The organism is Pseudoalteromonas sp. Angola-7 (genome assembly GCF_028599255.1).
In the GTDB taxonomy this organism is placed as follows: domain Bacteria; phylum Pseudomonadota; class Gammaproteobacteria; order Enterobacterales; family Alteromonadaceae; genus Pseudoalteromonas; species Pseudoalteromonas atlantica.
The window spans coordinates 141,844-165,291 of sequence record NZ_JAQREL010000004.1; the positions used below are offsets into that span (position 1 = coordinate 141,844).

Annotated in this window: 20 protein-coding genes and 1 pseudogene; 19 read left to right on the forward strand and 2 right to left on the reverse strand. The window is 35.5% G+C overall.

Going from position 1 to position 23,448, the window contains the following annotated elements; translation table 11 throughout:
- Window positions 1–16: 16 nt before the first annotated feature.
- On the reverse strand, window positions 17–2,017 hold the full coding sequence (locus PSH50_RS07720; protein WP_273609469.1) for an EAL domain-containing protein: 2,001 nt from the start codon (window positions 2,015–2,017) through the stop codon (window positions 17–19).
- A gap of 25 nt (window positions 2,018–2,042) precedes the next feature.
- A complete protein-coding gene (locus tag PSH50_RS07725) occupies window positions 2,043–2,699 on the reverse strand; it encodes a transglutaminase-like cysteine peptidase (RefSeq protein ID WP_273609470.1) in 657 nt (218 codons plus the stop codon).
- Window positions 2,700–3,133: 434 nt separating this feature from the next.
- Here PSH50_RS07725 and galU point away from each other — a divergent pair, with 434 nt between their 5' ends.
- The 19 genes and pseudogenes from galU to PSH50_RS07825 form a co-directional block, all read left to right on the forward strand.
- Window positions 3,134–4,033, forward strand: a complete 900-nt coding sequence (galU, locus tag PSH50_RS07730; RefSeq protein WP_273609471.1) for a UTP--glucose-1-phosphate uridylyltransferase GalU — start codon at window positions 3,134–3,136, stop codon at window positions 4,031–4,033.
- Window positions 4,034–4,152: 119 nt separating this feature from the next.
- The gene (locus PSH50_RS07735) at window positions 4,153–5,157 is read left to right on the forward strand and encodes an NAD-dependent epimerase (RefSeq protein WP_273609472.1); all 1,005 of its coding nucleotides are present in this window, start codon (window positions 4,153–4,155) and stop codon (window positions 5,155–5,157) included.
- A gap of 2 nt (window positions 5,158–5,159) precedes the next feature.
- Window positions 5,160–6,062: a sulfotransferase gene (locus PSH50_RS07740; protein ID WP_273609473.1), complete on the forward strand. Its 903-nt coding sequence runs from the start codon at window positions 5,160–5,162 to the stop codon at window positions 6,060–6,062.
- The gene (locus PSH50_RS07745; RefSeq protein WP_273609474.1) at window positions 6,049–7,494 is read left to right on the forward strand and encodes an oligosaccharide flippase family protein; all 1,446 of its coding nucleotides are present in this window, start codon (window positions 6,049–6,051) and stop codon (window positions 7,492–7,494) included. The genes PSH50_RS07740 and PSH50_RS07745 overlap by 14 nt, the downstream gene beginning before the upstream one ends.
- Before the next feature lie 131 nt (window positions 7,495–7,625).
- Window positions 7,626–8,669: an acyltransferase gene (locus tag PSH50_RS07750; protein WP_273609475.1), complete on the forward strand. Its 1,044-nt coding sequence runs from the start codon at window positions 7,626–7,628 to the stop codon at window positions 8,667–8,669.
- The gene (locus PSH50_RS07755) at window positions 8,666–9,817 is read left to right on the forward strand and encodes a glycosyltransferase family 4 protein (RefSeq protein WP_273609476.1); all 1,152 of its coding nucleotides are present in this window, start codon (window positions 8,666–8,668) and stop codon (window positions 9,815–9,817) included. Before PSH50_RS07750 ends, PSH50_RS07755 begins: the two co-directional genes overlap by 4 nt.
- A complete protein-coding gene (locus tag PSH50_RS07760; protein ID WP_273609477.1) occupies window positions 9,818–10,927 on the forward strand; it encodes a glycosyltransferase family 4 protein in 1,110 nt (369 codons plus the stop codon).
- Window position 10,928: 1 nt separating this feature from the next.
- Entirely contained in the window at window positions 10,929–11,864 is a 936-nt protein-coding gene (locus PSH50_RS07765) for a glycosyltransferase (protein WP_273609478.1), read from the forward strand.
- Window position 11,865: 1 nt separating this feature from the next.
- Window positions 11,866–12,435, forward strand: a complete 570-nt coding sequence (locus tag PSH50_RS07770) for a serine O-acetyltransferase (RefSeq protein ID WP_273609479.1) — start codon at window positions 11,866–11,868, stop codon at window positions 12,433–12,435.
- Complete coding sequence (locus PSH50_RS07775) at window positions 12,432–13,469, forward strand: glycosyltransferase (protein WP_273609480.1); 1,038 nt, start codon at window positions 12,432–12,434, stop codon at window positions 13,467–13,469. Before PSH50_RS07770 ends, PSH50_RS07775 begins: the two co-directional genes overlap by 4 nt.
- Window positions 13,462–14,625: an O-antigen ligase family protein gene (locus PSH50_RS07780; protein WP_273609481.1), complete on the forward strand. Its 1,164-nt coding sequence runs from the start codon at window positions 13,462–13,464 to the stop codon at window positions 14,623–14,625. The genes PSH50_RS07775 and PSH50_RS07780 overlap by 8 nt, the downstream gene beginning before the upstream one ends.
- A gap of 32 nt (window positions 14,626–14,657) precedes the next feature.
- Window positions 14,658–15,044: a 3-phosphoshikimate 1-carboxyvinyltransferase gene (locus tag PSH50_RS07785; protein WP_273609482.1), complete on the forward strand. Its 387-nt coding sequence runs from the start codon at window positions 14,658–14,660 to the stop codon at window positions 15,042–15,044.
- Window positions 15,045–15,281: 237 nt separating this feature from the next.
- A complete protein-coding gene (locus PSH50_RS07790; protein WP_273609483.1) occupies window positions 15,282–16,685 on the forward strand; it encodes an undecaprenyl-phosphate glucose phosphotransferase in 1,404 nt (467 codons plus the stop codon).
- Complete coding sequence (locus PSH50_RS07795; protein WP_273609484.1) at window positions 16,669–17,886, forward strand: outer membrane beta-barrel protein; 1,218 nt, start codon at window positions 16,669–16,671, stop codon at window positions 17,884–17,886. The genes PSH50_RS07790 and PSH50_RS07795 overlap by 17 nt, the downstream gene beginning before the upstream one ends.
- The gene (locus PSH50_RS07800) at window positions 17,886–18,410 is read left to right on the forward strand and encodes a polysaccharide biosynthesis/export family protein (RefSeq protein WP_273609485.1); all 525 of its coding nucleotides are present in this window, start codon (window positions 17,886–17,888) and stop codon (window positions 18,408–18,410) included. Before PSH50_RS07795 ends, PSH50_RS07800 begins: the two co-directional genes overlap by 1 nt.
- A gap of 20 nt (window positions 18,411–18,430) precedes the next feature.
- The gene (locus PSH50_RS07805; RefSeq protein WP_273609486.1) at window positions 18,431–20,644 is read left to right on the forward strand and encodes a polysaccharide biosynthesis tyrosine autokinase; all 2,214 of its coding nucleotides are present in this window, start codon (window positions 18,431–18,433) and stop codon (window positions 20,642–20,644) included.
- A gap of 13 nt (window positions 20,645–20,657) precedes the next feature.
- A complete protein-coding gene (locus PSH50_RS07810) occupies window positions 20,658–21,386 on the forward strand; it encodes a tyrosine-protein phosphatase (RefSeq protein ID WP_273609487.1) in 729 nt (242 codons plus the stop codon).
- Entirely contained in the window at window positions 21,379–22,098 is a 720-nt protein-coding gene (locus PSH50_RS07815; RefSeq protein WP_273609488.1) for a VpsP family polysaccharide biosynthesis protein, read from the forward strand. The genes PSH50_RS07810 and PSH50_RS07815 overlap by 8 nt, the downstream gene beginning before the upstream one ends.
- A 253-nt stretch (window positions 22,099–22,351) precedes the next feature.
- Window positions 22,352–23,281 (forward strand): annotated as a pseudogene (locus PSH50_RS07825) (acyltransferase family protein); the annotation flags it as partial.
- Window positions 23,282–23,448 lie beyond the last annotated feature (167 nt).

Genomic DNA, 23,448 nt, shown 5'->3' on the forward strand with positions numbered 1-23,448 from the left:
CCCTTTAAGAGATTATCTAATTACAAAATTTTAGCGTATCGGCGCAAAAAGTAAACTGTTTATTAGCGCTACTTTGTGCGGTTTTAATTACTTTAGTTGGAGGCAAAATTAAATTACCCTGTACGCCATCGCAACCTAAGTTTTCAAGCATGTGTAATGTTTCAGGTTTTTCAATTAAACAAGCTAAAACCTTTATCCCAAAGCCATGGCATATATTATTAACGGTTTGAATAAAAAATTGGCTTTGGCTGTTATCGAGTAAGTCTTGTATGTAGCTGCCATCTATTTTTACATACTCAATATCTAAACCTTGTAAATACCTAAACGAGGTAAGGCTAGTACCAAAGTGCTCTACACATACGTTTATACCTATATCTTTAATGATATCGATATGCTGCGAAGCAATATGCACGTTATATAAAAGGCTAATTTCGTGCAACTCAAATAATAAATTTGTTTTCAGAACAGGTTTAGTATGCGTGTACAAAGTAAGCCACTCAATAAATTCAGTTGAATATAAAGACGCCTTACTTAAATTAAGTGCAAATACATCGTTGGGGTATTGCTCTTTAACATTTACAAAGTTGCGGATTATCTTTTTATCAAGCTCTTCAGTTAAGTTAAGTTTTTCGGCCATAGCAAACAAATGGCCATTATTAACTTTTTCATTGTTATGTATAAAGTGAGCAAACACCTCAAAATAGCATTGTTTATTTTGCGAGTTAGTGCGCTTGACTGGTTGTACCGAAAAGCTTACTTCTGCTGATGCTAAAATAGATTGAATAAGAGTACGCCATTGCTTAACACTAAATAGGGTGTCTTTATCTATTTTATTGTTTGTATCACCAATGGTGCAACCCGTATCAAGTGCAGAAAGTAAGTTACCAATAGGCATGTTCTTTTCTACGCTCACTAAAGAAAAATTAGCAAAGCCATTTACATGTAAACTGTTTTTTTGTTGGCTAAATGAATCACTTATTTCAAGGCGCGTTCTATTTAAAAAGTCACTGTCGTAAGGTGCAACTGCAATAAATGTACTGCCGTTTAATCTAAATACTTTAGCGTTTGTCAATTCACCAAAAATATTTTTTAGTATATTTGCTACTTCGTTTACGTGTTCATCGCCGTCTTGATAGCTTACAGTTTGGTTAATATTTGCAAGTGAGGGTAGGGTAATCATCATTGCGCTAATTGGTGTGTCGTCGCTAATAGTGCCAACAACAGAATTATAATGATTATCAAACGACTTACGATTACCCAAACCGGTTAAAGGGTCTATATATACTTCTTCAGTAAGGGCTTGTGTTTGCTTAGTGAGTGAATCAAACGTACTTTGTAAGTTCATTACCATATTATTAATAGCTTTAGTAACGGTGCGCAGCTCGCGGGCAACGGGGATCTCATTGTTAAGTGTAAAGCGTTTACGTGTAACAAGGTGTGCTTGGTTTTCTACCGCTTTTAAAGGTTTAAAAACAGCGCGTAGTATTAAAAAAGCAACAGCAAGTGAGGCCGCTAATAATAAAAACGAGCCATAAAAGCTGCGTTTAGTGTGCTCCCAAAGCGTTAAGTACGACTGCCCAACATGGCTTGTTACCTCAAGCGTGCCTGCCATAATCCAGCCATTATTTAATTCCGATTGCATACTTGGGGCATTAAGCTTAACTGCATTAATAAACCAATTGGGCACCGATTCCACACGTTTAGGGTTTATTAGTTCAAAAACAACATTGCTTTGCGCATCAGTAAATTTTATTTGCTTATAGTAACCCGAGTCAAAAATGGCCGTTGCCATTGTTTGGGCAATCATTATGCTGTCTTCTTCAAGATAAGGTGATATAGAAAGGCCTAAGCTTGTAGCGGTATCTTGGGCATGGCTCCCCATTTGAGTTTGTAAATACTCACGAGTTGTATCTACATCGGTAAGTACACGCACACAAAAAGAAATGAATGAGATGACTATAATCAACCCATAAACTTGAGTTTTTAAGCTCAAACCATTTTTAAAAAAAGACGACATAACTAATAGTTCCTTTAACGTTATTCTATATGGGAGCAAGCTCACCTTGTTCAATTCGCTCTAGCATAGTGTTCCAAGCAGACACACCACGGCTGTTTTTAACCTTATTACCTAACCCTTTCGATTTTGCAAGCCACAGGCCTTGGCCGTTAAAGCTGTAAATAGGTGTTAAATCTGGGCGTTTAGTTGCGGGTAAAAGTTTTGTATTAAAATTTCCTAATACGTACGGTACTTGGTTAGGTTGCTCAATGTAAATTAATACCATATGAGGCTGGTTAACTGTTTTTTGACGAACATACATCAAACGAATCTTATCCTCAGGCACTCCAAGGGCTATTAAGGTAAAGTATTTGGCAATAACGTAATCTTCACAGTCTCCCATGCCTACGCCAAGGCTTTCTAGAGGGGTAGCCCAATAATCCTTTTTTTGCCAAAGTTTATCGTCAGATTTATATTTAATATTATTATTAAAAAAATCATTAACTAAATGTATTTTTTGCCACTCACTTTTATCTGCCGACTCGTCTATAAAGGTCAACCAGCTTTTAATGCGTTTATAGCCGCTGTGGCCGTATTGTTGTTCTGCACGTGCAATTATATCGCTATTGCGTAAATATAAAAGCATATCTTGTGCGCATACAAAAAACGACACTATTAAAATAAGGCAATATTTTATCCGCACATGTTTCCTATAGTAAAAGTACCTTAAAAACAAACAAACCGATTATAGTATTTTTAATATTAAAAAGGTAGTTGAGCAATATTTATATTTAATTAAATACGGCTCATAACTTGCTGGTAAATTGAAGTGCAATTACAGTGCGCTTAATTTACGTACTAACAATCCTTTGTATAATAGTAATTTAACTTATTTTGTATAAATGGTTCATAAACGTTTAAAAAGTGTGCTTGCATCATTATAAAGCATGCCTTGATTATTTTGGTGCAACATAAAGTTAACAAAAAAACAAGCGCAAAGTACGCTTTTATTATTGAGTAGATTATTGTGTTGTGTATAATAAAAAAATCACACGGTATGTGAAATACGTAAAAAGGAATAAGCGTTTGCTAATTCTTTTTTAGTGTTTTTACAAAGCAGAATAAAAAGGAATTAAAGTGAAAGTTTTAAAAGCAGTTTTACCTGTTGCTGGCCTTGGCACACGTATGCTACCCGCTACTAAAGCCATCCCAAAAGAAATGCTCCCTCTTGTTGATAAACCACTTATTCAATATGTAGTTAACGAAGCCGTAGCTGCGGGCATTAAAGAAATAGTACTTGTTACTCATGCATCAAAAAACTCAATAGAAAACCACTTCGACACCAGCTTTGAGCTAGAGGCAACCCTAGAAGCACGTGTAAAGCGCAGCCTACTTGAAGAGGTCCGTTCAATTGTACCAAAAGACGTAACAGTTATTTCTGTACGCCAATCAGCTCCACTAGGTTTAGGTCATGCAGTACTTGCCGCGCGTCCAATAGTTGGCAATAACCCATTTGCGGTAATGCTACCCGATGTAATTATCGATAAATACAAATCTAATTCAAAAACCGATAATTTAAGCCAAATGATCGACCGTTTTGATAAAACAGGACACAACCAAGTAATGGTAGAGCCTGTACCGCAAGAGCAAGTTCATCAATATGGTGTTGTTGACTTAGCCGGCAAAAAAATTAACGCAGGTGAAAACGCAGCCATTAAAAACATGGTCGAAAAACCAAATAACGATGAAGCACCAAGTAATTTAGCCATTACTGGCCGTTATGTTGTGTCTACAGCTATTTGGGATTTATTAGAATATACCCCACCAGGTGCGGGCGGTGAAATACAGCTAACTGATGCACTACTGCAACTTCGCCATTTAGAAACACTTGAGGCTTACCACTTAAAAGGTAAATCACACGACTGTGGCTCTAAATTAGGTTACATGCTAGCAAATGTTGAATATGCAATGCAGTCTAGCCACATGGGCGAAGACTTTACCAAACAAGTTAAAAAATTGCTTTCTAGCAATAAGTAACTGTTAGCTAACTAATACAACTAGAAAACAATTTTAAATTACAGAAGTAACTAGAGTTTGCTTCTGTAATTTTGTATGCAAACACTATGTACGTTCAATCATAGTAAGGGAATGAGTAAATGAAATTTTTAGTAACCGGAGCAGCGGGTTTTATTGGTAACTTTGTTGCCGAGCGACTATGTGATGCAGGGCACGAAGTAGTAGGCCTAGATAATTTAAATGATTACTACGATCCAGCTTTAAAATTAGCCCGACTAGAGCGTATTAAACATTTAACCACATTCCGCTTTGTAAAAATGGATTTAGCCGACCGCGAAGGAATTGCTACTTTATTCAAAAACGAGCAGTTTGACCGTGTTATTCATTTAGCTGCACAAGCAGGTGTTAGATACTCTATCGAAAATCCAATGGCTTATATTGACTCAAATTTAGTGGGTACAGCTACAATACTAGAAGGCTGCCGTCACAATAAAGTTGAGCATTTAGTTTACGCGTCATCAAGCTCTGTATACGGTATGAACGAAAAAATGCCATTTTCAACCGATGACGCAGTAGATCACCCTGTGTCGCTGTATGCAGCGACTAAAAAATCTAACGAGTTAATGGCGCATAGCTATAGCCATTTATACGACCTACCAACTACAGGGCTTCGCTTTTTTACTGTATATGGCCCATGGGGTCGCCCAGATATGGCCCCTTATCTATTTACCGATGCAATATTAAACGACCGCGAAATTAAAGTGTTTAATAACGGAAAAATGAAACGCGACTTTACCTACATAGACGACATTGTTGAAGGCATAATTCGTATACAGGATGTAGTGCCAGTACGTAATCCTAATAATAGCAATACCTCACCAGAATCAAGTAAAGCGCCGTACCGTGTATTTAACATTGGTAACAACGAGCCAATCGCATTAATGACCTTTATAGAGTCAATTGAAAAAGCCGCAGGTAAAGTAGCAGATAAAAACTACATGCCAATGCAAGCTGGCGATGTGCCTGCAACCTATGCCGACATAGATAGCTTAAATGCAGAGGTAGGGTTTAAGCCAAATACTAACATTGAATACGGTATGCAGCAGTTTGTAGATTGGTACCGTAGCTATAATTCTGTTAAATAATCATGAAATGCATATTTATAGGCGGGGCAGATAGAAGCGGCACTACAATGTTAGCGTCGCTGCTTTCAAATATTGAACAGAGTGTAGTAACTCCTGAGTCATTATTTAAAACAGAAATTCCTTTTAAGCAGCCTTTGTGTACAAAAAGTTACTGCAATAGCTTAGAGGAAAACTTGAGGTTTAAACAATGGCAGCTCGATATTTCAGAGCTTAAAGCGCAGTCACATTCAGAGTACCGAGATTTTTATAAAGACTTAGTTAAATTGTATTGCGGAGATGAAAATGTCCGTTACTGGATTGATCACTCTCCAAATAATCTTGCACATTCAAAGCTATTAAATTCAATTTTTGATGACTGTTATTTTATTCATATAGTTAGAGATGGAAGAGCCGTAGCGCAATCTCAAATTCCTTTGGAATGGGGTTCTAATACGTATTTAGATGCAGCAAAAGCGTGGCAAAATAAGCTTTTATACGGGTTTATTACTCAAAGCTTATTCCCAAATAAAACTATTATGGTCAGGTACGAAGACCTACTCACGAATAGCGAGGCCGAACTTAAAAGAATATACACCTTTTTAGGTAGTCCAAACACTAAAGATGAATTGAAAATTAAAAACAATTTTCTACCAAAATTTACTAAAAAGCAGCATTCACTGGTAGGTAAAAAGCCCGATGTGACCCGAGCGTATGCTTGGAGGCAAAAACTCACTTCTCAAAATATAGCTGACTTTCAATACTACGGTAAAGAGTCATTAGATTTGCTTGATTATGAAATTATAAATACAGGCAATATTAAAGTCACAAAAATTCATATCGCTAAGCAGTACATAAAAGAATTATGGACTAAAAAATTTTTGAACCCCAAAAAATATAAAGAAAAACGTAAACATGTCTCTAAATAAAAAAATAATTAATGGTTCTGTATGGAGTTTAATAGGTAATGTTGGTTACCAATTATCAGGCCTTTTTATTTTTATTTTATTATCACGAATGCTATCCCCTGTGGATTTCGGTACGGCAGCTTTAGCTATTGTATTTGTAGAGTTAACTAAAGTATTAGTTAGTTTTGGGTTAGATCAAATAGTAATTCGAGCTTCCGCTAATGAGGAAGATGAAATACAAAACAACGTATTTTTTTCATCATTACTTTTAGGGCTACTTACAAGTGTTCTTTTCATATTAAATGCAGAATATTTAGAAGCAGTATTTGAAGCCCCTGGTTTGGCAATATCACTTTATATATTGAGCGTCGTACCTATTATGCAGTCGCTTACTTCTGTACCTAACGGTATTTTAAGACGACTATTTAAGTTCAAGGCATTAGCCTTTAGGTTATTGATCTCTTCATTAATCTCAGGGGCGGTTGCTATATACCTAGCCTATAACGGGTATGGTTTTTATAGTTTGATTATTCAAAAAATTATTGTAGTTACTTTAGAGCTATTTTTAGTTTGGAAGTCTGTTAAATGGCGTCCTAATTTTAAAATTAATTCTATAAAAATAATATCTACGTTTAAGCAAGGTAAGCCAATTGTTTTAACCTCATTAATAGGGCAAGGGATTTTTAGATTTGTAGAACTATTAATAGGCTATTTTTTAGGGGTGGCCGCACTCGGTGTTTTTAAAATTGCCGGTAAATTACTTGATGCAATAGTACAGTTTACAATTAAGCCTATAGTCGATGTATCGTTTTCAGCTTTTGCAAAGTTGAAAGACTCACCCGATAAATTAAATGAATGTTATTTAAACTTTATTTCAACCTGTGCGCTGTTTTCTTTCCCTGCTTTTTTTGGATCATTGGTTATTGGTCCAGAAATGGTAAGTTTGATTTTTGGTGAACAGTGGCAAAAAAGTGGTGCGGTTTTCTCTATCTTATGTTTAAGCGGTATTAGTGCTTCGTTAAATTACTTTTTTTCTCAGTTTTGTCATGCAACACATAATTCACACATACCTTTCAGGATTCGCATTTTTGAGTTTTTTGCTGTTATATCACTTGTTAGTATATTTTCGCAGGTTTCAATTTATCATGTAGCTTATTCTATAGTGGCTGTAGCAACGATTATTTGTATAACTATGATGGCAATTTTAAGGCAGAAGTTTTTGTTTTCTTTAACTGAAATTTTTAATGGGCTTTTCTCTTCGTTTATCTCTTCTTTATGCATGGCCGCAGTTGTTTATTTTACCGTAAAAATTCAACTTGGTAGTCAACCATCAATTATCAAAGTAGTTATAAGTATTATTTTAGGTGGAGCTACTTATATAATCTTTTATAAACTGCTATTCCCTCAAAAAATTAAAAATATTATAGTCAAAATAAAAAAAATCAGAGCATAAATATACAAGCTTTAATCAGTCGCCGTAGCTTAATTACATATGTGATTAGTAAAATTAAATTTAGAATAGTGCACGATTCTAAAGTTAAATAATGTACTAACTTTTAATATTATACTTATAAGAAATGCAAGATGAAATTATTGATATTACAGTTTTTGAGAGGGTGGGCCGCTATAATAGTTGTTGCTTATCATGCGCACGGAGTAATTATTAAAAGACATGTTGAGTTGGGTGCTGAGCATAGCTTTTGGTTCACCGAAAATCAGTTTGTCAAAATAGGAGCTATTGGGGTAGATATATTTTTTATATTGTCAGGGTTTATTATATTTTATACTTCAAGGAATTCATTTGATGTGATTCTTTATCTAAAAAAAAGGGCTGTTAGAATATACCCCATATGGTTTATTGCTATTCTATTTATGACTGTTTTAGCTTTATTGCCAGGGTCTTCTGCCGTTTTTGATTTAGAACATATTTTTTATTCGTCGTTATTAATTCCACATATTTATGACGGAGCTATAGTGCCTTTTTTAAAGGTAGGATGGACATTGAATTATGAAATCATCTTCTATTTATTATTTGCACCAACATTGTATTTCTCATCAAGTAAAAGATTGGAAATAATAACAGTTATGATTGTTTGCCTATCAATTATATCCCACTTTCTTAGTGAAAATATTGGCGTGATAAGGCTTCTTCAAAACCCGATTTTATTTGAGTTTTTAATTGGGGGCTGGTTAGCTAAACTCTATTTAACTGGATTTAACATTTCTAAAAAATTGATGTACTTAGTATCAACCTTCGGCTTACTTTGGTTGGGGTTATACTTTTTTACACCATATATTTGGGAATATAACTCCCTTATATCCAGGGCCCCTATAGCATTGTCAATATTTATAGTGTCAATTTTTTACACCCCTATTAGAAATATAAAAATTAAAAAGTCTTTCGTGTATCTAGGGGACGCTTCTTATTCAATATACTTATTTCATATGTTCCCAATTATGATTTTAAGCGGAGTTTTAGGACGTAATTTAATACCACAGGTAGTGATGCTGCCAACGTTTTTAGTTTGGCTTATTATTACTGCCGGTAGTGTTTTGTTTGGTTGTATTATTTACAACATAATTGAAAAAAAGATTAACATTAGATTAAAGGAATATGTTTCTAAATGAAAATTTTAATGCTTACTTGCCAGTATATGCCAGATGTATTTGGCGGGGCTGAAAAGCAGTGTGGTCGCGTTTCTAAAGGGATACAGGCTGAAAATTTGGATGTTCAAATTTTAACATCTCGACAAAAAATAGCAGGTAAAGCAAAAGAGGTAATGAACGGCGTACCTGTAACACGCTTATATTCACCTGTTGGCCCAGACTTACTTGGGCGTTGGCTTCCGTTTTCAATTTATTGGTTATTCAGGGTGCTAATTTGGGCTGTTTTTAACAAAAATAGTTTTGATATTATTCATTGCCACCAGGGGAAATTTGGTGCATTTGTAGGTTGTTGTATAGCACGTTTACTTAACAAACCCGTATTAATAAAAGTTGGTAACTCTAATCAGTTTATGGATTTTAAAGCTTTGAAGTCTAAGGCGGTTGTAGGGACTGTACTGGCTAAATTTGTACTTAATACCAGCCCCAGTGTTGTGGCTATATCTGATGTAATTGCTAAAAATTGTAAAGAATTTGGCTTTAAGCAGATTGTAAATATACCTAACAGTATAGATAAAAGTCTGTTAAGCAAGGATTATACAAAACCTAAAAATGTAGATAGCGCAACAATCAATCTTTTTTATCATGGGCGGTTAGAGCAAATAAAAAAAGTAGATGTATTAATGGAGTCGTTTGCTTTGCTTGCAAGTAAAAACGAACAGGTACATTTTCATTTAATTGGTAGTGGCAGCTGTTTAGATAATGCAAAAAAATATATTGCAGCTAATAACTTACAAAGTAGAGTAACCTTTTACGGTGAAGTGCAAGACCCTGTAAACTTTATTAGGCAGTTTGATGTTTTTGTTAATGCATCTGAGGCAGAGGGTTTTTCTAATTCATTATTAGAGGCACTATTAGCAGGTAAAGTATTAGTGTCGACCCCTGTAAGTGGCGCTAGCGATGCTATTTTTAGAGAAAAAAATGGTTATATTGCATCAGGTTTTAGCGCACAAGAAATAACCAAAGCAACAGAGCTAGGAATTGCATTGCACAATCTAAACAAAGGTGAAGTTGAAGCTTTTTCAGAGCAATTAATAAATACTAATTTTACCGTTGATGTAATTGCCAAAGAATACGTAAAACTTTACAAAAAATTATATGGAGCTTCTTAAATGAAGGTTTTAATAGGGATGACTCGTTCAGATACAATAGTTTCTGGCTCGTTTAAACATATTTGCCAAATAGGTGAAAAGTTTAGAGAAGAAGGCGCTGAGGTTGTTTACGCATTAGGTGGTGAAGGCGAGGCTATAACCAAACTTCGCGCCGCTGGTTTTAAGGTGCATGCACTAACTAGCCTAAAAAGAGACTTGAGCCCATTAAGTGATGCCTGGTCGTTAATTAAATTAATGTGGTTAATTATTACTGAAAACCCTAATGTTTGCTCTTGGCATACAGCAAAAATAGGGGCTCTTGGCCGCATTGCTGCCATGCTTACTTTTAAGCGCTCTTACTATGTTCCTCATGGCGTGCCTTTTGTTAACACGCCTGAAAATAAAGGTTATAAAAAATACCAGAAGCTTGAAAAAATACTGTCGTATTTGCCTTCAAAAATAATAGGGGTATGCGAGTTTGATAAAAACGAATATTTACGTATTGGCGTACCCAATAAAAAGTTATTGGTAATTCGCAACGGCATGTTGGGTAAGTACACTGATACCTGGGAGCTAAACACTAACCCTGTGCACTTTATTACTGCTGCTCGCTTTGAAGATCAAAAAGATTACATCACACTTGCAAAAGCATGCGACACTTTGTTAAAGCAAAACAAGCCATTTAAATTAAGCATTTACGGCGATGGCCAGTACGAGGAAAAAGTTAAAGCACTGTTCGCACATTTTCCTGAAGGAGTTATAAATTTTTGTGGAGTGGTAGACAACTTTGCCGAAAAATTAGCATTAGCAGATGTATTTATATTATCGAGCTTTTGGGAGGGGTTACCCCGCAGCATTATTGAAGCTATGGCGTGTAAAAAACCAGTGATAAGTTCAAATGTAGGGGGCTGCTCTGAGCTTATAATAGAAGGGGAGTCTGGATTTTTAGTCCCAATACGCGACAACGTAACGATGGCAAGTGTAATGAATGAGTATATAAGCGATAAGCACAAAACGGTTGAGCATGGTGATAATGCTTATAAGCTGTATATGCAAAAGTATTCTTTATCAGTAATGCTAAACAATTATGCATATGAATATGGCGTAACAAATATGAGCGACAATAAATAATATGGCAATCCAATTATCGTTAATATGCCCTGTTTATAAAGTGGCTCAATTTATACCTGAACTGATGAATAGCTTAGTTGCTGGGGTGAATACTGAAAACGTAGAAGTTATTTTTGTTGACGACTGTTGCCCAGAAAGCTCAATAACAATATGCGAAAATTTTCTAGCTGAGCATAAAAATACTATAAAATTTAAAACAACGATCATTAAGCAACCTACTAATAAAGGCCAGGCGGCTGCTCGAAACGCTGCTTTAGTTGTTGCTAAAGGTACTTACATCGGTTTTATAGATTCAGACGATGCGATCTCCCCTACTTATTGGGAAGCACTAGTAGATCATGTTAACTCTGCGACCAATGATATTATTGAGTTTAACTTTAAAGAGTTTACAACTACGCTGCCAGCTCCTGATATGGGGGTACATAGTGATGTTGACCTTGTTAAAACAGATTTATTTAAAAGTGGATTTTTTGTTTGGACCCGACTCTATAAAAAAACTATTTTAGATAAATGTCGTTTTCCTGAAGGTGTTATTTACGAAGATATTTATTTTAACATTCAAGCTTTTTCGCATTCATCAAGTATTGTAAAAACACCAAAAACACTTGTTTATTACCGAAAACGCTCGGGTTCAACAACGAGCAAGAGATCATCATCTTATTCTAACTTGTTGCTTAATATGGTTAATTCTGTAAAGGAAAGTATTGATAAGTTTGATGATAAAAAGACAGTTGTAGCCCAAGTTGCAAGATATTCTTTACTTGTCAGCCTTAAAGGCTACTCAATTGAGGATAAAAAAGATCGTAAAGTTTTTTTTAAGCAATGTAGAAATATCAATTCTATTTTTAAAAGTATTTTTAAAGAATATAACAAATCGATAGTTGCTAAACTTAAGTTCAATTTATCTAATATTATTTGTATTAACGGAACACGATAAGATGAAGTTATCTGATATAAAAATATATATAAAATCTGATCTATATCGTTTTAATGGTAATGATAAGCAGTTTATAAAAACCTTTTTTAAAAATAGCTACTTTAGGTTTCAAGTTTATTTAAGAATGGCGAAGTCTGATGTATATGCACTTTCGTTTATATTTAGGTTTTTAAAAGCAAAGCTTGGAAAGAAAGTTAATATTCAGCTTAATCACAATGTTGCTATAGGGTATGGATTATATATACCCCATGGAAATGTTGTCATAAATTCTCAGGCAAGCATAGGTAATAATTGTAGCTTTTTGCAGTTTGTTTCGGTTGGGGCTATCCATTATGGAAAATCAGCTGATATTGGCGATAACGTCTATATAGGACCTAGCTCTTGTTTAGTAGGGGCAATTAAAGTTGGTAATAATTCAGTGTTAGGAGCCGGCACCGTTGCTGCCAAAAATATTGATGACAACAGCGTTGTAGTGGGCGCGCCAGCTAAAGTGATAAAAAAAGTAGAAGATATTGCGATGTATAGCGATAATTTATGTGACGATAAATGGGCAAGGATGCTGAGTAAATGAAAAAAATAGTTCATATAACTAATGACTTACAGCGCCTTGGTGGTGTGCAACGCCTACTTGTAGACTTAATGAGCCTACAAAAAAACGAATTCAATTTTGAAGTTATTTTAACTCGCGGTGAAAATGAATATGCTGATGAGCTAAAAGCGCTTGGTGTAGATGTTTATCACAAACGTGACTTGGGTTTTTTTGGTGTAATAAAGCGATTAAATAATGCTGATTTAGTGCATACGCATTTGTACCCGTCTATTTATATTGCTTACTTTACGCGTACTCCTACTATTGTAACCGAGCATAACCCGCATTACAGAAGGCGCGATATTCTATTTGTAAAAACATTAGAGCGTATCATCTATAAAAAATTTAAAAAAATAGTGTGTATATCTGATGGGGTTAAAGAAAAGTTTTTAGAAAGCATTAAGGTAAATCCAGCTTTAACTGAGGTGATTCATAACGGTGTTGATTTATCACGCTTTGCTCAACAGCCTAAGGCGATTACTGCAGATCAAGCTGTAATTAAGTTAGGCATGGTAGGGCGCTTTGCGCCACAAAAAGATATTAAATCCCTCATTAAATTAATGACCTTACTAGATTCACGTTTTGAGTTGCACTTGGCTGGCGATGGAGCTTTACGACCCGAGTATGAGCTGTTGGCTAAAACATTAAAAGTTGATAATAAAATTGTTTTTCATGGTCAAGTAAACAATGTGCCCGCATTTTTAAATTCGCTAGATATTTATATTCAGTCGTCTCACTGGGAAGGCTTTGGTATAGCAGTTGTTGAGGCTATGGCATCGGGTTTACCATCGTTTGCCACCAATGTAGAAGGCTTAAATCATGTTGTGGCGAAACAACATTTATTTAATGTAGGTGATGTGGACACTTTAAGTTGCAAGATAAGTGACTTAGTATCAACTGCGGTGAGCTATGAAGAGGAATCAATGAATGCACTTGTTCAAGCTGAGAAGTATTCTATTAAAATGACATCTCATCAGCATAAGAGCACTTACGATGAAGTTTTAAAACATGCTTAGTATAAAAGTAAAGCAATTGCAAAGTGTGCTTTTTTTAATCAGTGCAATGGTAATTCCATTATATTTCACAGACTTTAGATTTAATGCTGGGGGGCTGATATTAAGATTATCAGATATTTTGTCACTTTGTATGATATCTATATTTTTGTTACTGCTCTTTAATAATAAAATATCTCTTAAGTACCCAATAGGTTTTAATTATATTATTGCCTTCTTAATATATTGCTTTTTTAAGGCTTACGTGCAGGTTGGTCTGAGCAAAGCCTTAATAGCAACTATACAATGGATTTTAATACTTTCCACTTTAATGGTGGTATATATAAATGCACTAAAAAACCCTTCTAAATTTAGGTTTGTATTTATAAAAACATTATTAATTATATGTTTTATAACAGTTGCTTACCATGTTTTGCATGGTCAGATAATCCGTTATAAACTCCTAGGAGATGCAAGGTATGTTTTTGCGTTAACAGGGGTTGTATTAATAAGCTGCGCTTATTACTTTGAAGATAAAAGTTATTTGAAGCCTTTGTTTTTTTTATATCCTGTCATATTGCTTTCTTTAGAAAGGAAGGGGATATTAGCGTTTCATATGGTTGCATTCTTCTATATATTCATTAACTTAAAGCCGCTGTTAAGATCTTTAATTATAGGCTTTTTTAGTTTTTCCTTTTTTGTATTTGCTATTGCATATGATTTATCATTTATAGACTCTTTTACTTTTTTTGAATATTCAGAATTTGATATGCTTTATCTAGATGAGGAAAAAGCAGTTTGGACTTCAAATCTTCACAGACAGTCATTACTTACCAATGGATGGGATATATTTACAAATAACTTTTTTTTTGGTGTAGGACCAAAAATGCTCCCAAGTTACATGAGTAACTATTATATAAATGATAATTTAGCCTTGTATACACACAATGTTTTTTTAGACACATTAATAGAGCAAGGAGTAACTGGTATGCTTTTATTACTCCTGCCATACTTTGTTTATATATTTAAAGCACGAGAGTTAAAACTAGGAAAGACTGGTGATGTATTTATTGCATTATGTATATATTCAATATTTATGATTTTTTTCATGTCAGGTGGCTCCCCCTCCATGATATTACTTTACTTTCCATTGTTTAAAGGTTTTGTGGTTCACAAATAATTAGTTAAATATACTTACAAGGTATGGTTTATATGCCACCAATTTCTAAAGATCCCGCTATCAGTAATTTATTAAATAGAATGCCTAAGCATGTGCAGGCGAGCTTTACAGAGGAGCAGCTTAGCCATTTAAAAGTGGCGATAGGGGCTAGGCAATGGGGCAAGCATGCTCTTGACTGCCGAGGGGTAATAAGGTTTTTTAAATACAGGTATTATTTTGTATTACTTGCTGGGCGTAATAGGCGACAACTTAGCCAAGCTGAAAAAAAAGCATCTAGTGTAGCGCAAGCTGTTGTTGTAACAATTACTCTTTTTATAATTCTGTTAATAATTTACTTAATAAAGTCAGCATTGGGAATAAACATATTCCAAGGCTTTTCATTTGGTATTTGGGGTTACTTTAAAGAATTGTTTGCTTAGCTAATTAACGGAATGTTGCATAATTATTAAATAATTTGTTTAGTGTGTTTGTGTTTGTGTAGTGTGTTTATTTTTGTTTTGCTTTTTGCAATTATGGGGTGGTGGCGATTTTTTTTGCTATAGTTAATTTAGTTTAATAGGTTAATGGCATTGAATACTTAGTAGCAATACGATATTATTTATTCATAGTTTTGTGGTGCTTTATCCACTTATAAGATAGCTATAAGGATTAATAGTATGACATCTTCAAGGACGTTTAAACCTTCCGGTTCGTCTGATGCAAATTTTTACCGTTTATTCGATATTTTTGCCCTGTTTTTAGCTTTTCAGTGTTCAGCGTTATTTTATGGCTTTGAACTTACCCCCTTTTACATGGTTGCAATATTAAGTGTTGCTTTAAGCTATATGTACAGTGCGGAGTTGTTTTCTACTTACCGTTCCTGGCGGGCTGGTAAATTTAAAACTATGGTGCTGTGCGCTTGGGGCTCATTGGCTGTTGCTTTTACGTTTTTATTTTTTGTGTCGTTTGCGTTTAAATTTACCGATGACTTTTCGCGTATTGGTTTAGGCTTATGGTTTTTACTAAGCGTTACATTTTTATATGCTTGGCGATTAGTGGTGCATACATATAAAAGAAACCGCCGAAAGTTAGGTATGAATCTTCGTAATGTTGCAATTATTGGTGCTACAGAGTCTGCCGTTTATTTATACGATGAAATCACTAAAAATGATGAGCTGGGCTTTAAGTTTTTAGGCTTTTACGACGACCGTAAACCAGAGCGTTTGTTTGAAAACTCTAAAAAACATGAGCTTGCTGGCAAAATACAACATGCTGTTGATGCAGCCAGAAGCGGCGATATAAGCGTTTTATACATAGCACTCCCAATGAAGGCCGATAAGCGTATAGCCGAAATATTATCGCAGCTTGGCGATACTACGGTTGATGTACATATTATCCCTGACTTTTTACTTTCTAACCTTATACATGCGCGCATAGAGCATGTTGGCGACGTGGATACGCTAAGTGTTTTTGAATCGCCATTTATAGGTGCGCGAGAATTTATAAAACGCACTGAGGACATAGTTGTTGCCTCTATTATTTTATTGTTGATTTCACCTATTTTAATAGCCATTGCATTTGCGGTTAAGTTTACCTCTAGAGGCCCAGTTATTTTTAAACAAGATAGGTATGGACTTGATGGAAGACGCATAAAGGTGTGGAAATTTAGGTCTATGACGGTAACTGAAAATAGCGATGTAGTAACCCAAGCTACAAAAAATGACGCGCGAATTACTCCGCTTGGTGGCTTTTTGCGCCGCACTAGCTTAGATGAGCTACCGCAATTTATAAATGTGCTTAAAGGTGATATGTCGATTGTAGGGCCAAGGCCTCACGCTGTTGCTCATAATGAGGAATATCGCAAAAAAGTAGACTTTTATATGTTTAGGCACAAAGCTAAACCTGGCATTACAGGCTGGGCACAAATTAATGGTTGGCGCGGTGAAACCGACACCCTAAATAAAATGGAAAAACGCGTTGAATTTGACCTGCACTATATTAAACATTGGTCTTTATGGTTAGATGTAAAAATTATTTTTATGACAATTTTTAAAGGATTTAAAAATGATAATGCCTACTAAAAATATCGCAAAATCAATTTTGTGCCTTGCTATATGTACAGCTTCTCCAGTGTATGCACAGCTTGAACCAGGCAGTTTTATGACCCAAGATGGCGCTGAAATAACGCCCACCCTCACACTTGGCATGAGCAGTAACGATAACTTTTTTAACACTCCAAGTAACGAAGAGTCGCGCCTAATTTGGACTATCACGCCAAAGGTTAAAGCCGCTATTGATGATGGCCCTGATTCTTACACACTAAACTTGGGCACCAGTAGTTCTTTACACAATAAAGATACTGTTGACAACTTTACACAAGTTAATGTAGGTGCGGGCATACATAAAGAATTTACAAGCAAGCATAGGGTTGATGTAAACGCAACCGCCGATTGGCTTTATGAACCACGTGGAACAGGCTTAACTGAAGGCTTGGCCGATATTGTTGATGAACTAATAAAATATCAACAACAAGAAGTAATAGCTGGTTACGAGTATGGTGCGCCGTCGTCTAAAGCGCAAGTTGCATTGGAAGCTGGTTTTTATAATAAAAAATACCAAAACTTTAGAGAAACATCTCAGTACCGCGACTACGACAAGTCTCTTTTAGGGGCAACGGTATATTATAATACAAAGGCTTCAACTCGCGTTTTAGCTGAGTTGAAAAACGAAGATTATGTGTACGATGTGCTAGAACTTAGTGGTGTTTCGCGCGATTCTGAAACACTCACTGCGTTAATTGGTTTTGAGTGGGATGCAACATCTTTAACATCTGGTTCTTTTAAAGTGGGTTATCAAAATAAAGATTTTAGCGACTCTCAGCGCGAAAGCTTTAGTGGCCTTAGTTGGGAAGCTGGGGTGACATGGCAGCCTTTAACGTATTCTACCTTTGAATTTACTACCAGCCGTGCTGCTAAAGACCCACTACTTGAAGGTGACTACATTAAAGAAAGTACTTACCGTGCAAATTGGACTCACAATTGGAACGACTACTTAAGTACACTTGTTGGCTTAGGTTACATTGATGAGCAGTACACTGGCGATGTTGGCCGTAAAGATACCACTAAAAGTGCCCGCTTAGGTTTAAATTATAATGCGAGTAATTATGGTATGATTTCTACTTACGTAGACTTTATAGACAAAAATTCTAACCAACCCACGATCCCATTTGATCGTGTTATTGTTGGCATTAACTTTACGTTTGCACTTAGGGCTAATAATTAATGAAGTTGAAGTATATTTTAGGCATTGCCATTGTTTTATTAAGTAATGCCTGTTTGGCACAAACCGCAAAAGATTATGTTTTAGGCCCTGGCGATAAAGTTGAAATTAAAGTTTTTGGTGAGCCCGACCTTGAGGTAAGCGCTTTACTTGGTAACCGCGGTGAAATTAATTACCCATTTTTAGGTAAAATTACCCTAACGGGATTAACTATTTCGCAGGTTGAACAAGCTATAAGCAGGGGTTTGAAACCAGATTACTTAATAAACCCAAACGTGTATGCACAGGTAGTGGAATATAGACCATTTTATATTCACGGTGAAGTTAAAGCGCCAGGTGCTTACCCGTATCAACCTGCTATGACGGTTAACCAAGCGGTAGCGCTTGCCGGTGGCTTAACTGAGCGCGCATCGGTAGATAAAATTTTTATATTTAAAGAGCAAACTAAACAGCAGCAACAAAAAGGCACTTTAAATAGCCAGATTGCAGCAGGCGATACAATAAAAATAGAACAACGCTTGTTTTAAGTTGTTTAAAGGCAGTATAAATGAACCAAGTAAATAAAGAGTCAATTAAAATAAATGATGAAGAGGTTATTGATTTAACTTCTTATTTTAAAGTTGTATCAAAGGCAAAGTGGCGCATATTATTTTTTTCTGTTGTGGTTACCCTGTTAACTATAATGTTTACCTTAACCTTGATACCACAATACAAATCTACAGCTACTTTACTTATTGAATCTGAGCAAACTAAGGCTGTAAGTTTTGAAGAAATTTATGGGTTAGACACCACTAAAAAAGAATATTATTTAACACAGTTTGAGGTTTTAAAATCAGATAGTATTGGTAAAGAGGTTATAACTAAGCTTAACTTAGAAAACCACCCTGATTTTATCCCAAAACAGAGCTTAATGGGTGAGGTTAAATCCTATTTAAAAACTCTTTTACCTTTTTTAAATAATAAAGAGTCACATCAATTATCCCCTGAAGAACAAGCTGAACAAAAAATGCTTTTTTTACTTAGCATATATAAAAGCAGGTTGAGTATTGAACCTATTAGTAATACTCAGCTTGTTAGAATTAGCTATGAGTCGAGCGATCCTAAGCTTTCTGCCATGGTTGCTAACACCGTAGGGGACGTTTATATAGAAAGCCAAATGCGCGCTAAAATGGGTATCACTCAACAAGCATCTAGCTGGCTAAATACACGCCTTTCACAATTGCGTATACAACTAGATGATTCAGAGGCTCGCTTGCAAGCATTTAGAGAAGCCCAGCAGCTAGTTGATATAGAAGGTATCGCAGGCTTAGCTACTCAAGAGCTAGAGCAAATATCGCAACAGCTAGTAGTTGCTCGAAACGAAAAAAATAACTTACAAAGCATTAATCGTGTAATTAATGAGTTTGGCGATTACGATATTGACACACTCGGTAGCATGCCTGAAATTACCAACCATAGTGTTATTCAAGATGCAAAAAGAGACGTTATAGCAGTAGAGCGTAAACTAAGCGAGCTAAGTGAAGTTTATGGCCCTAAGCATCCTAATATTATTTCAGCTAAGGCAGAACTTTTAACAGTTAAAACCAACCTTAATAAGCAGGTTGCAGGTTTAATTACGGGCATTGAAAAAGAGCTAAGACGTGCAACTCGCACGGCTAATACATTAGAAAACGATGTAAAAAAAATACGGGCTGAATACCAAGACATAACTCGTAAAGAAACCGAATACAACCAGTTAAAACGTGAAGTAGAAACTAACCGTAATATTTTTAATACTTTTTTATCTCGTTCTAAAGAAACTGAGGTGACTAGCGACTTTAGCTCTGCTGCTGCTCGTTTTACTGACCGCGCTTTCGCATCAATGACACCAAGTAAGCCTAACAAAAAGCTAATAGTAACGTTAGTATTTTTTATAAGCCTTGTATTTGGTGTTGTGATGAGTTTTATCTTTGATATTTTAAATGATACTGTAAAAAACAAAGTGGATGTTGAGTATAAAATTGCTCAGCGCATGCTTGGGTTAATACCTCAGGTAGCTTTACCAAGAAAAAGTGTATTACCCATTCATGCGTACCTTGACGACACATACAGGCGTTTTGCTGAGTCAGTACGTACATTTAGAACTAGCTTGTTATTAACTCAACTCGACAAAGCTCATAAAATTATTGCGGTAACCTCTACCTCACCAGGTGAGGGAAAAACAACTACAGCTTCTAACTTAGCTATTTCATTGGCCCAAATGGGTAAAGTACTACTCATTGACGGTGATTTACGTAAACCAAGCATAGCTAAACGTTTTGAAATACCTGTTTATCACCCAGGGTTAACTAATTTAATAACGGGTACAGAGCAGTTCAGTGAATGTGTTCATATTGATGGGCAATCTGGTGTAGCAATTATGCCTAGCGGGCAAATACCGGGTAACCCTTTAGAGCTTTTATCTAACTCTCGTTATGTAGAGTTACTAGAAATACTTAAAACTAAGTATGACTATATAATTATTGATACGCCACCTACGCAAGCCGTTAGTGATGCGCTTGTTATTTCGCAAAGTGCTGACTCGGTAATATATGTTGTTAAATCTGATGTTACCCGTATTAAACCTATTAAAGCAGGCCTAGAAAGGTTGTTTGAATCTAAAGCGCACGTTGCTGGTGTGGTTCTAAACCAAGTTGATATGAGTAAGTCGGCTGATGAGCATAGTTATGGTTATTACGATTACCATGACTATTCTCAAAAGCCTGAGCAACCGAAAGTATAATTTAAGTACCAAAATGATCGATATTCATTCACATATTTTGCCTGGTATTGATGATGGAGCTAAAGATTTAAATGAATCTTTAGCTCTATTAAAAATCGCGCAAAGTGATGGAATAACACACATGGTTGCAACTCCTCATATACATATAGGGCGATTTAATAACTCGCTCTCACTTCTTCAAAGCAATATCGAAAATTTAAAAAAAGAAGCTAATGCCGCAGGTATAAATATTAAACTTGCTGTAGCTGCCGAGGTTAGGCTTGATATAGAGTTAATGAGCCTTATTATGAATAATAAGCTTCCTTTTATAGGTAAAATTAATAACACTAATTATTTATTGTTAGAGCTACCTCATTCGCACGTACCTCAAGGGGTTGACCAATTTATAAAATGGCTATTTAAAAATAACATTAAGCCAATTATTCCACACCCTGAACGAAATCGAGATATTCAAGCAAACCCGTATTATATTGAGCGCCTAAAGCAACTAGGATGTGAATTTCAGCTAACCGCTTCAAGTATACAGGGTGAGTGGGGCGAGCAAGCCCAAATTATTAGTACTAACATGCTTAAAAAAGGATGGGTTAGCTATGTTGCTAGTGATGCCCATTCAGTTAAGCGTAGACCCCCCATACTAAGTAAAGCTAAGCAAACAGTACGTGATTTAATAGGGCCTGCTGAAGCACATGCTTTATTTGTAGCTAACCCCGTCAAGCTTACAGAGGCTCTATTTAGTGATTAACTTAAAAACTATTAAACACTCACATATTATTTTATTGGCGGTGTTAATAGTAACTATTAGTTATTCTTCGGTGCAGAGTATGCGTGCAAACTCCTGGTATTTTAACGCATTAAACCTAGCTCACGCAGTAGTAGAAAATCCAACCAACTCAATTAATGAACAAAAATCCCAAGTTCAGCAAGCTACAAAATCGATAAAATTAGCTTTAACGTTAGAACCACATCAAGCCCATTACTGGCACTTTTTAGCGTATCTTAATCTGCTAAGTTTAGATAATGAGCAAGACGATGTTGTAAATGCTTTACCCGTATATAAAAGTGCTGAGGAAAGTTTACTAAACTCTATTAAATTACGTGCTTCTTGGGCTGAATCGTGGATATTGTTGGCACAAGTTGCCAGCAATGAACACGGGCCTAATGAACAGGTATTCGAATATATAAATAATGCATTAAACACCGGCCCTTATAAGCTAAACGTGCACTTAGGAGTTATACAAATAGCCTTAGCTAATTGGCAGCATTTACCACCTGAGTTTAAGGCTCAATATGTTAAGTCTCTTAGTGTAGCAGCTCAATATGGTTATAGGTTTAATAAGGTGTATAAAATAGCCACTAAGCTAAATGTAATGCCAACGCTTTGCTTATCACTACAATTTGGTAAATCGTTTGAACAAGTTAAACAGCGTTACATTTACAAAAAAAACTGCAAATAAAAACGCCCAGAGCCACTAACAGCTCTGGGCTACAAATGGCTCTTAGTTGAGCCTTGCGCTAACTAAATACACTTTCACAATTCTTTAGGGAGAAGAGAAAGTACTCATGAGTATAGTTATTAATTTAACAATTGCATGTTTTATAGGCAGTTTGATTTCTAACTACAAAAAGTTCTTTCATAAGCAATCTCAACCTAGATAGTGTAGTAAATTAGGCTTAATAATTATAATCATAACTAAGGGGTTGGGCTGTATGAAATTCAGGCGCGATATAAACGGACTTAGAGCTATTGCAGTTATAGGTGTTGTGTTATTTCATTTTAATTCAGCTTGGTTGCCAGGTGGTTTTGCTGGGGTTGATGTGTTTTTTGTTATATCAGGCTTTTTAATGACTGGCATAATATTTAATGGGTTATAGCAAAAAAACTTTTCTGTAACACGCTTTTATGTTGCGAGGGCTAATAGAATAATTCCAGCGCTGGCTGTACTTTGCTTTATTTTGCTCCTTTTTGGCTGGCTCTATCTGCCCCCCTTAGATTATCAGCTTCTTGGTAAACATGCTTTGAGTAGCATTAGTTTTTTATCAAACATTACTTATTGGACTGAAGCGGGGTATTTTGACGCCGCATCTCACGAAAAGTGGTTACTCCATACTTGGTCACTTTCAGTTGAGTGGCAGTTTTATATAATTTATCCACTTGTATTGGTTTTAATTCATAAGTTCACATCGGTTAAACTAATGGAGTATTTAATTGTACTAGCAACCTTTTTGGGTTTTGTATTTTGTGTTTTTGCCAGTTTTAATTGGCCAAATGCTTCTTATTATTTATTACCTACCAGGGCATGGGAGATGATGATAGGTGGTGTGGCTTATTTATTCCCAATAGTAATCAGTAACAATAATAAAAAACTTTTAGAACGATTAGGTTTGATGCTAATTATGGGTTCCTATTTTTTCGTTTCCAAAGAAGATGCATGGCCTGGATATGCAGCTTTATTTCCTGTTTTGGGAGCCTATTTTGTTATTTTGTCAGCTCGCGATAAGAGCTTTATCACAGGGAATGTAGTATTTCAAAAGGTAGGTGCATGGTCATACTCAATATATTTATGGCATTGGCCGTTAGTTGTTGGTATTTATTATTACACACTAGACGATAAGTACATCTACTTAGGAATAGCACTTTCTGTATTGTTAGGTTTTATCAGTAATAGATATATTGAAAGAGTTAGGTTTAATAGTGTATTTAAGGATACAAAGGCTTACTTGAAATGCAAGCCTTTGTACATGATTATATTTATAAGTGCGTTAGCTTCAAGCGTTGTTGTAAATAAGGGAAGTAATTATTGGCT

Coding starts and splice junctions, on each gene's coding strand:
- PSH50_RS07740 (WP_273609473.1), top strand. CDS start 5,160: ATGAAATGCATATTTATAGGCGGGGCAGATAGAAGCGGCACTACAATG.
- PSH50_RS07755 (WP_273609476.1), top strand. CDS start 8,666: ATGAAAATTTTAATGCTTACTTGCCAGTATATGCCAGATGTATTTGGC.
- PSH50_RS07795 (WP_273609484.1), top strand. CDS start 16,669: ATGATAATGCCTACTAAAAATATCGCAAAATCAATTTTGTGCCTTGCT.
- PSH50_RS07720 (WP_273609469.1), bottom strand. CDS start 2,017: ATGTCGTCTTTTTTTAAAAATGGTTTGAGCTTAAAAACTCAAGTTTAT.
- PSH50_RS07750 (WP_273609475.1), top strand. CDS start 7,626: ATGAAATTATTGATATTACAGTTTTTGAGAGGGTGGGCCGCTATAATA.
- PSH50_RS07745 (WP_273609474.1), top strand. CDS start 6,049: ATGTCTCTAAATAAAAAAATAATTAATGGTTCTGTATGGAGTTTAATA.
- PSH50_RS07810 (WP_273609487.1), top strand. CDS start 20,658: ATGATCGATATTCATTCACATATTTTGCCTGGTATTGATGATGGAGCT.
- PSH50_RS07765 (WP_273609478.1), top strand. CDS start 10,929: ATGGCAATCCAATTATCGTTAATATGCCCTGTTTATAAAGTGGCTCAA.
- PSH50_RS07770 (WP_273609479.1), top strand. CDS start 11,866: ATGAAGTTATCTGATATAAAAATATATATAAAATCTGATCTATATCGT.
- PSH50_RS07800 (WP_273609485.1), top strand. CDS start 17,886: ATGAAGTTGAAGTATATTTTAGGCATTGCCATTGTTTTATTAAGTAAT.
- PSH50_RS07785 (WP_273609482.1), top strand. CDS start 14,658: ATGCCACCAATTTCTAAAGATCCCGCTATCAGTAATTTATTAAATAGA.
- PSH50_RS07790 (WP_273609483.1), top strand. CDS start 15,282: ATGACATCTTCAAGGACGTTTAAACCTTCCGGTTCGTCTGATGCAAAT.
- PSH50_RS07775 (WP_273609480.1), top strand. CDS start 12,432: ATGAAAAAAATAGTTCATATAACTAATGACTTACAGCGCCTTGGTGGT.
- PSH50_RS07760 (WP_273609477.1), top strand. CDS start 9,818: ATGAAGGTTTTAATAGGGATGACTCGTTCAGATACAATAGTTTCTGGC.
- PSH50_RS07780 (WP_273609481.1), top strand. CDS start 13,462: ATGCTTAGTATAAAAGTAAAGCAATTGCAAAGTGTGCTTTTTTTAATC.
- PSH50_RS07805 (WP_273609486.1), top strand. CDS start 18,431: ATGAACCAAGTAAATAAAGAGTCAATTAAAATAAATGATGAAGAGGTT.
- PSH50_RS07735 (WP_273609472.1), top strand. CDS start 4,153: ATGAAATTTTTAGTAACCGGAGCAGCGGGTTTTATTGGTAACTTTGTT.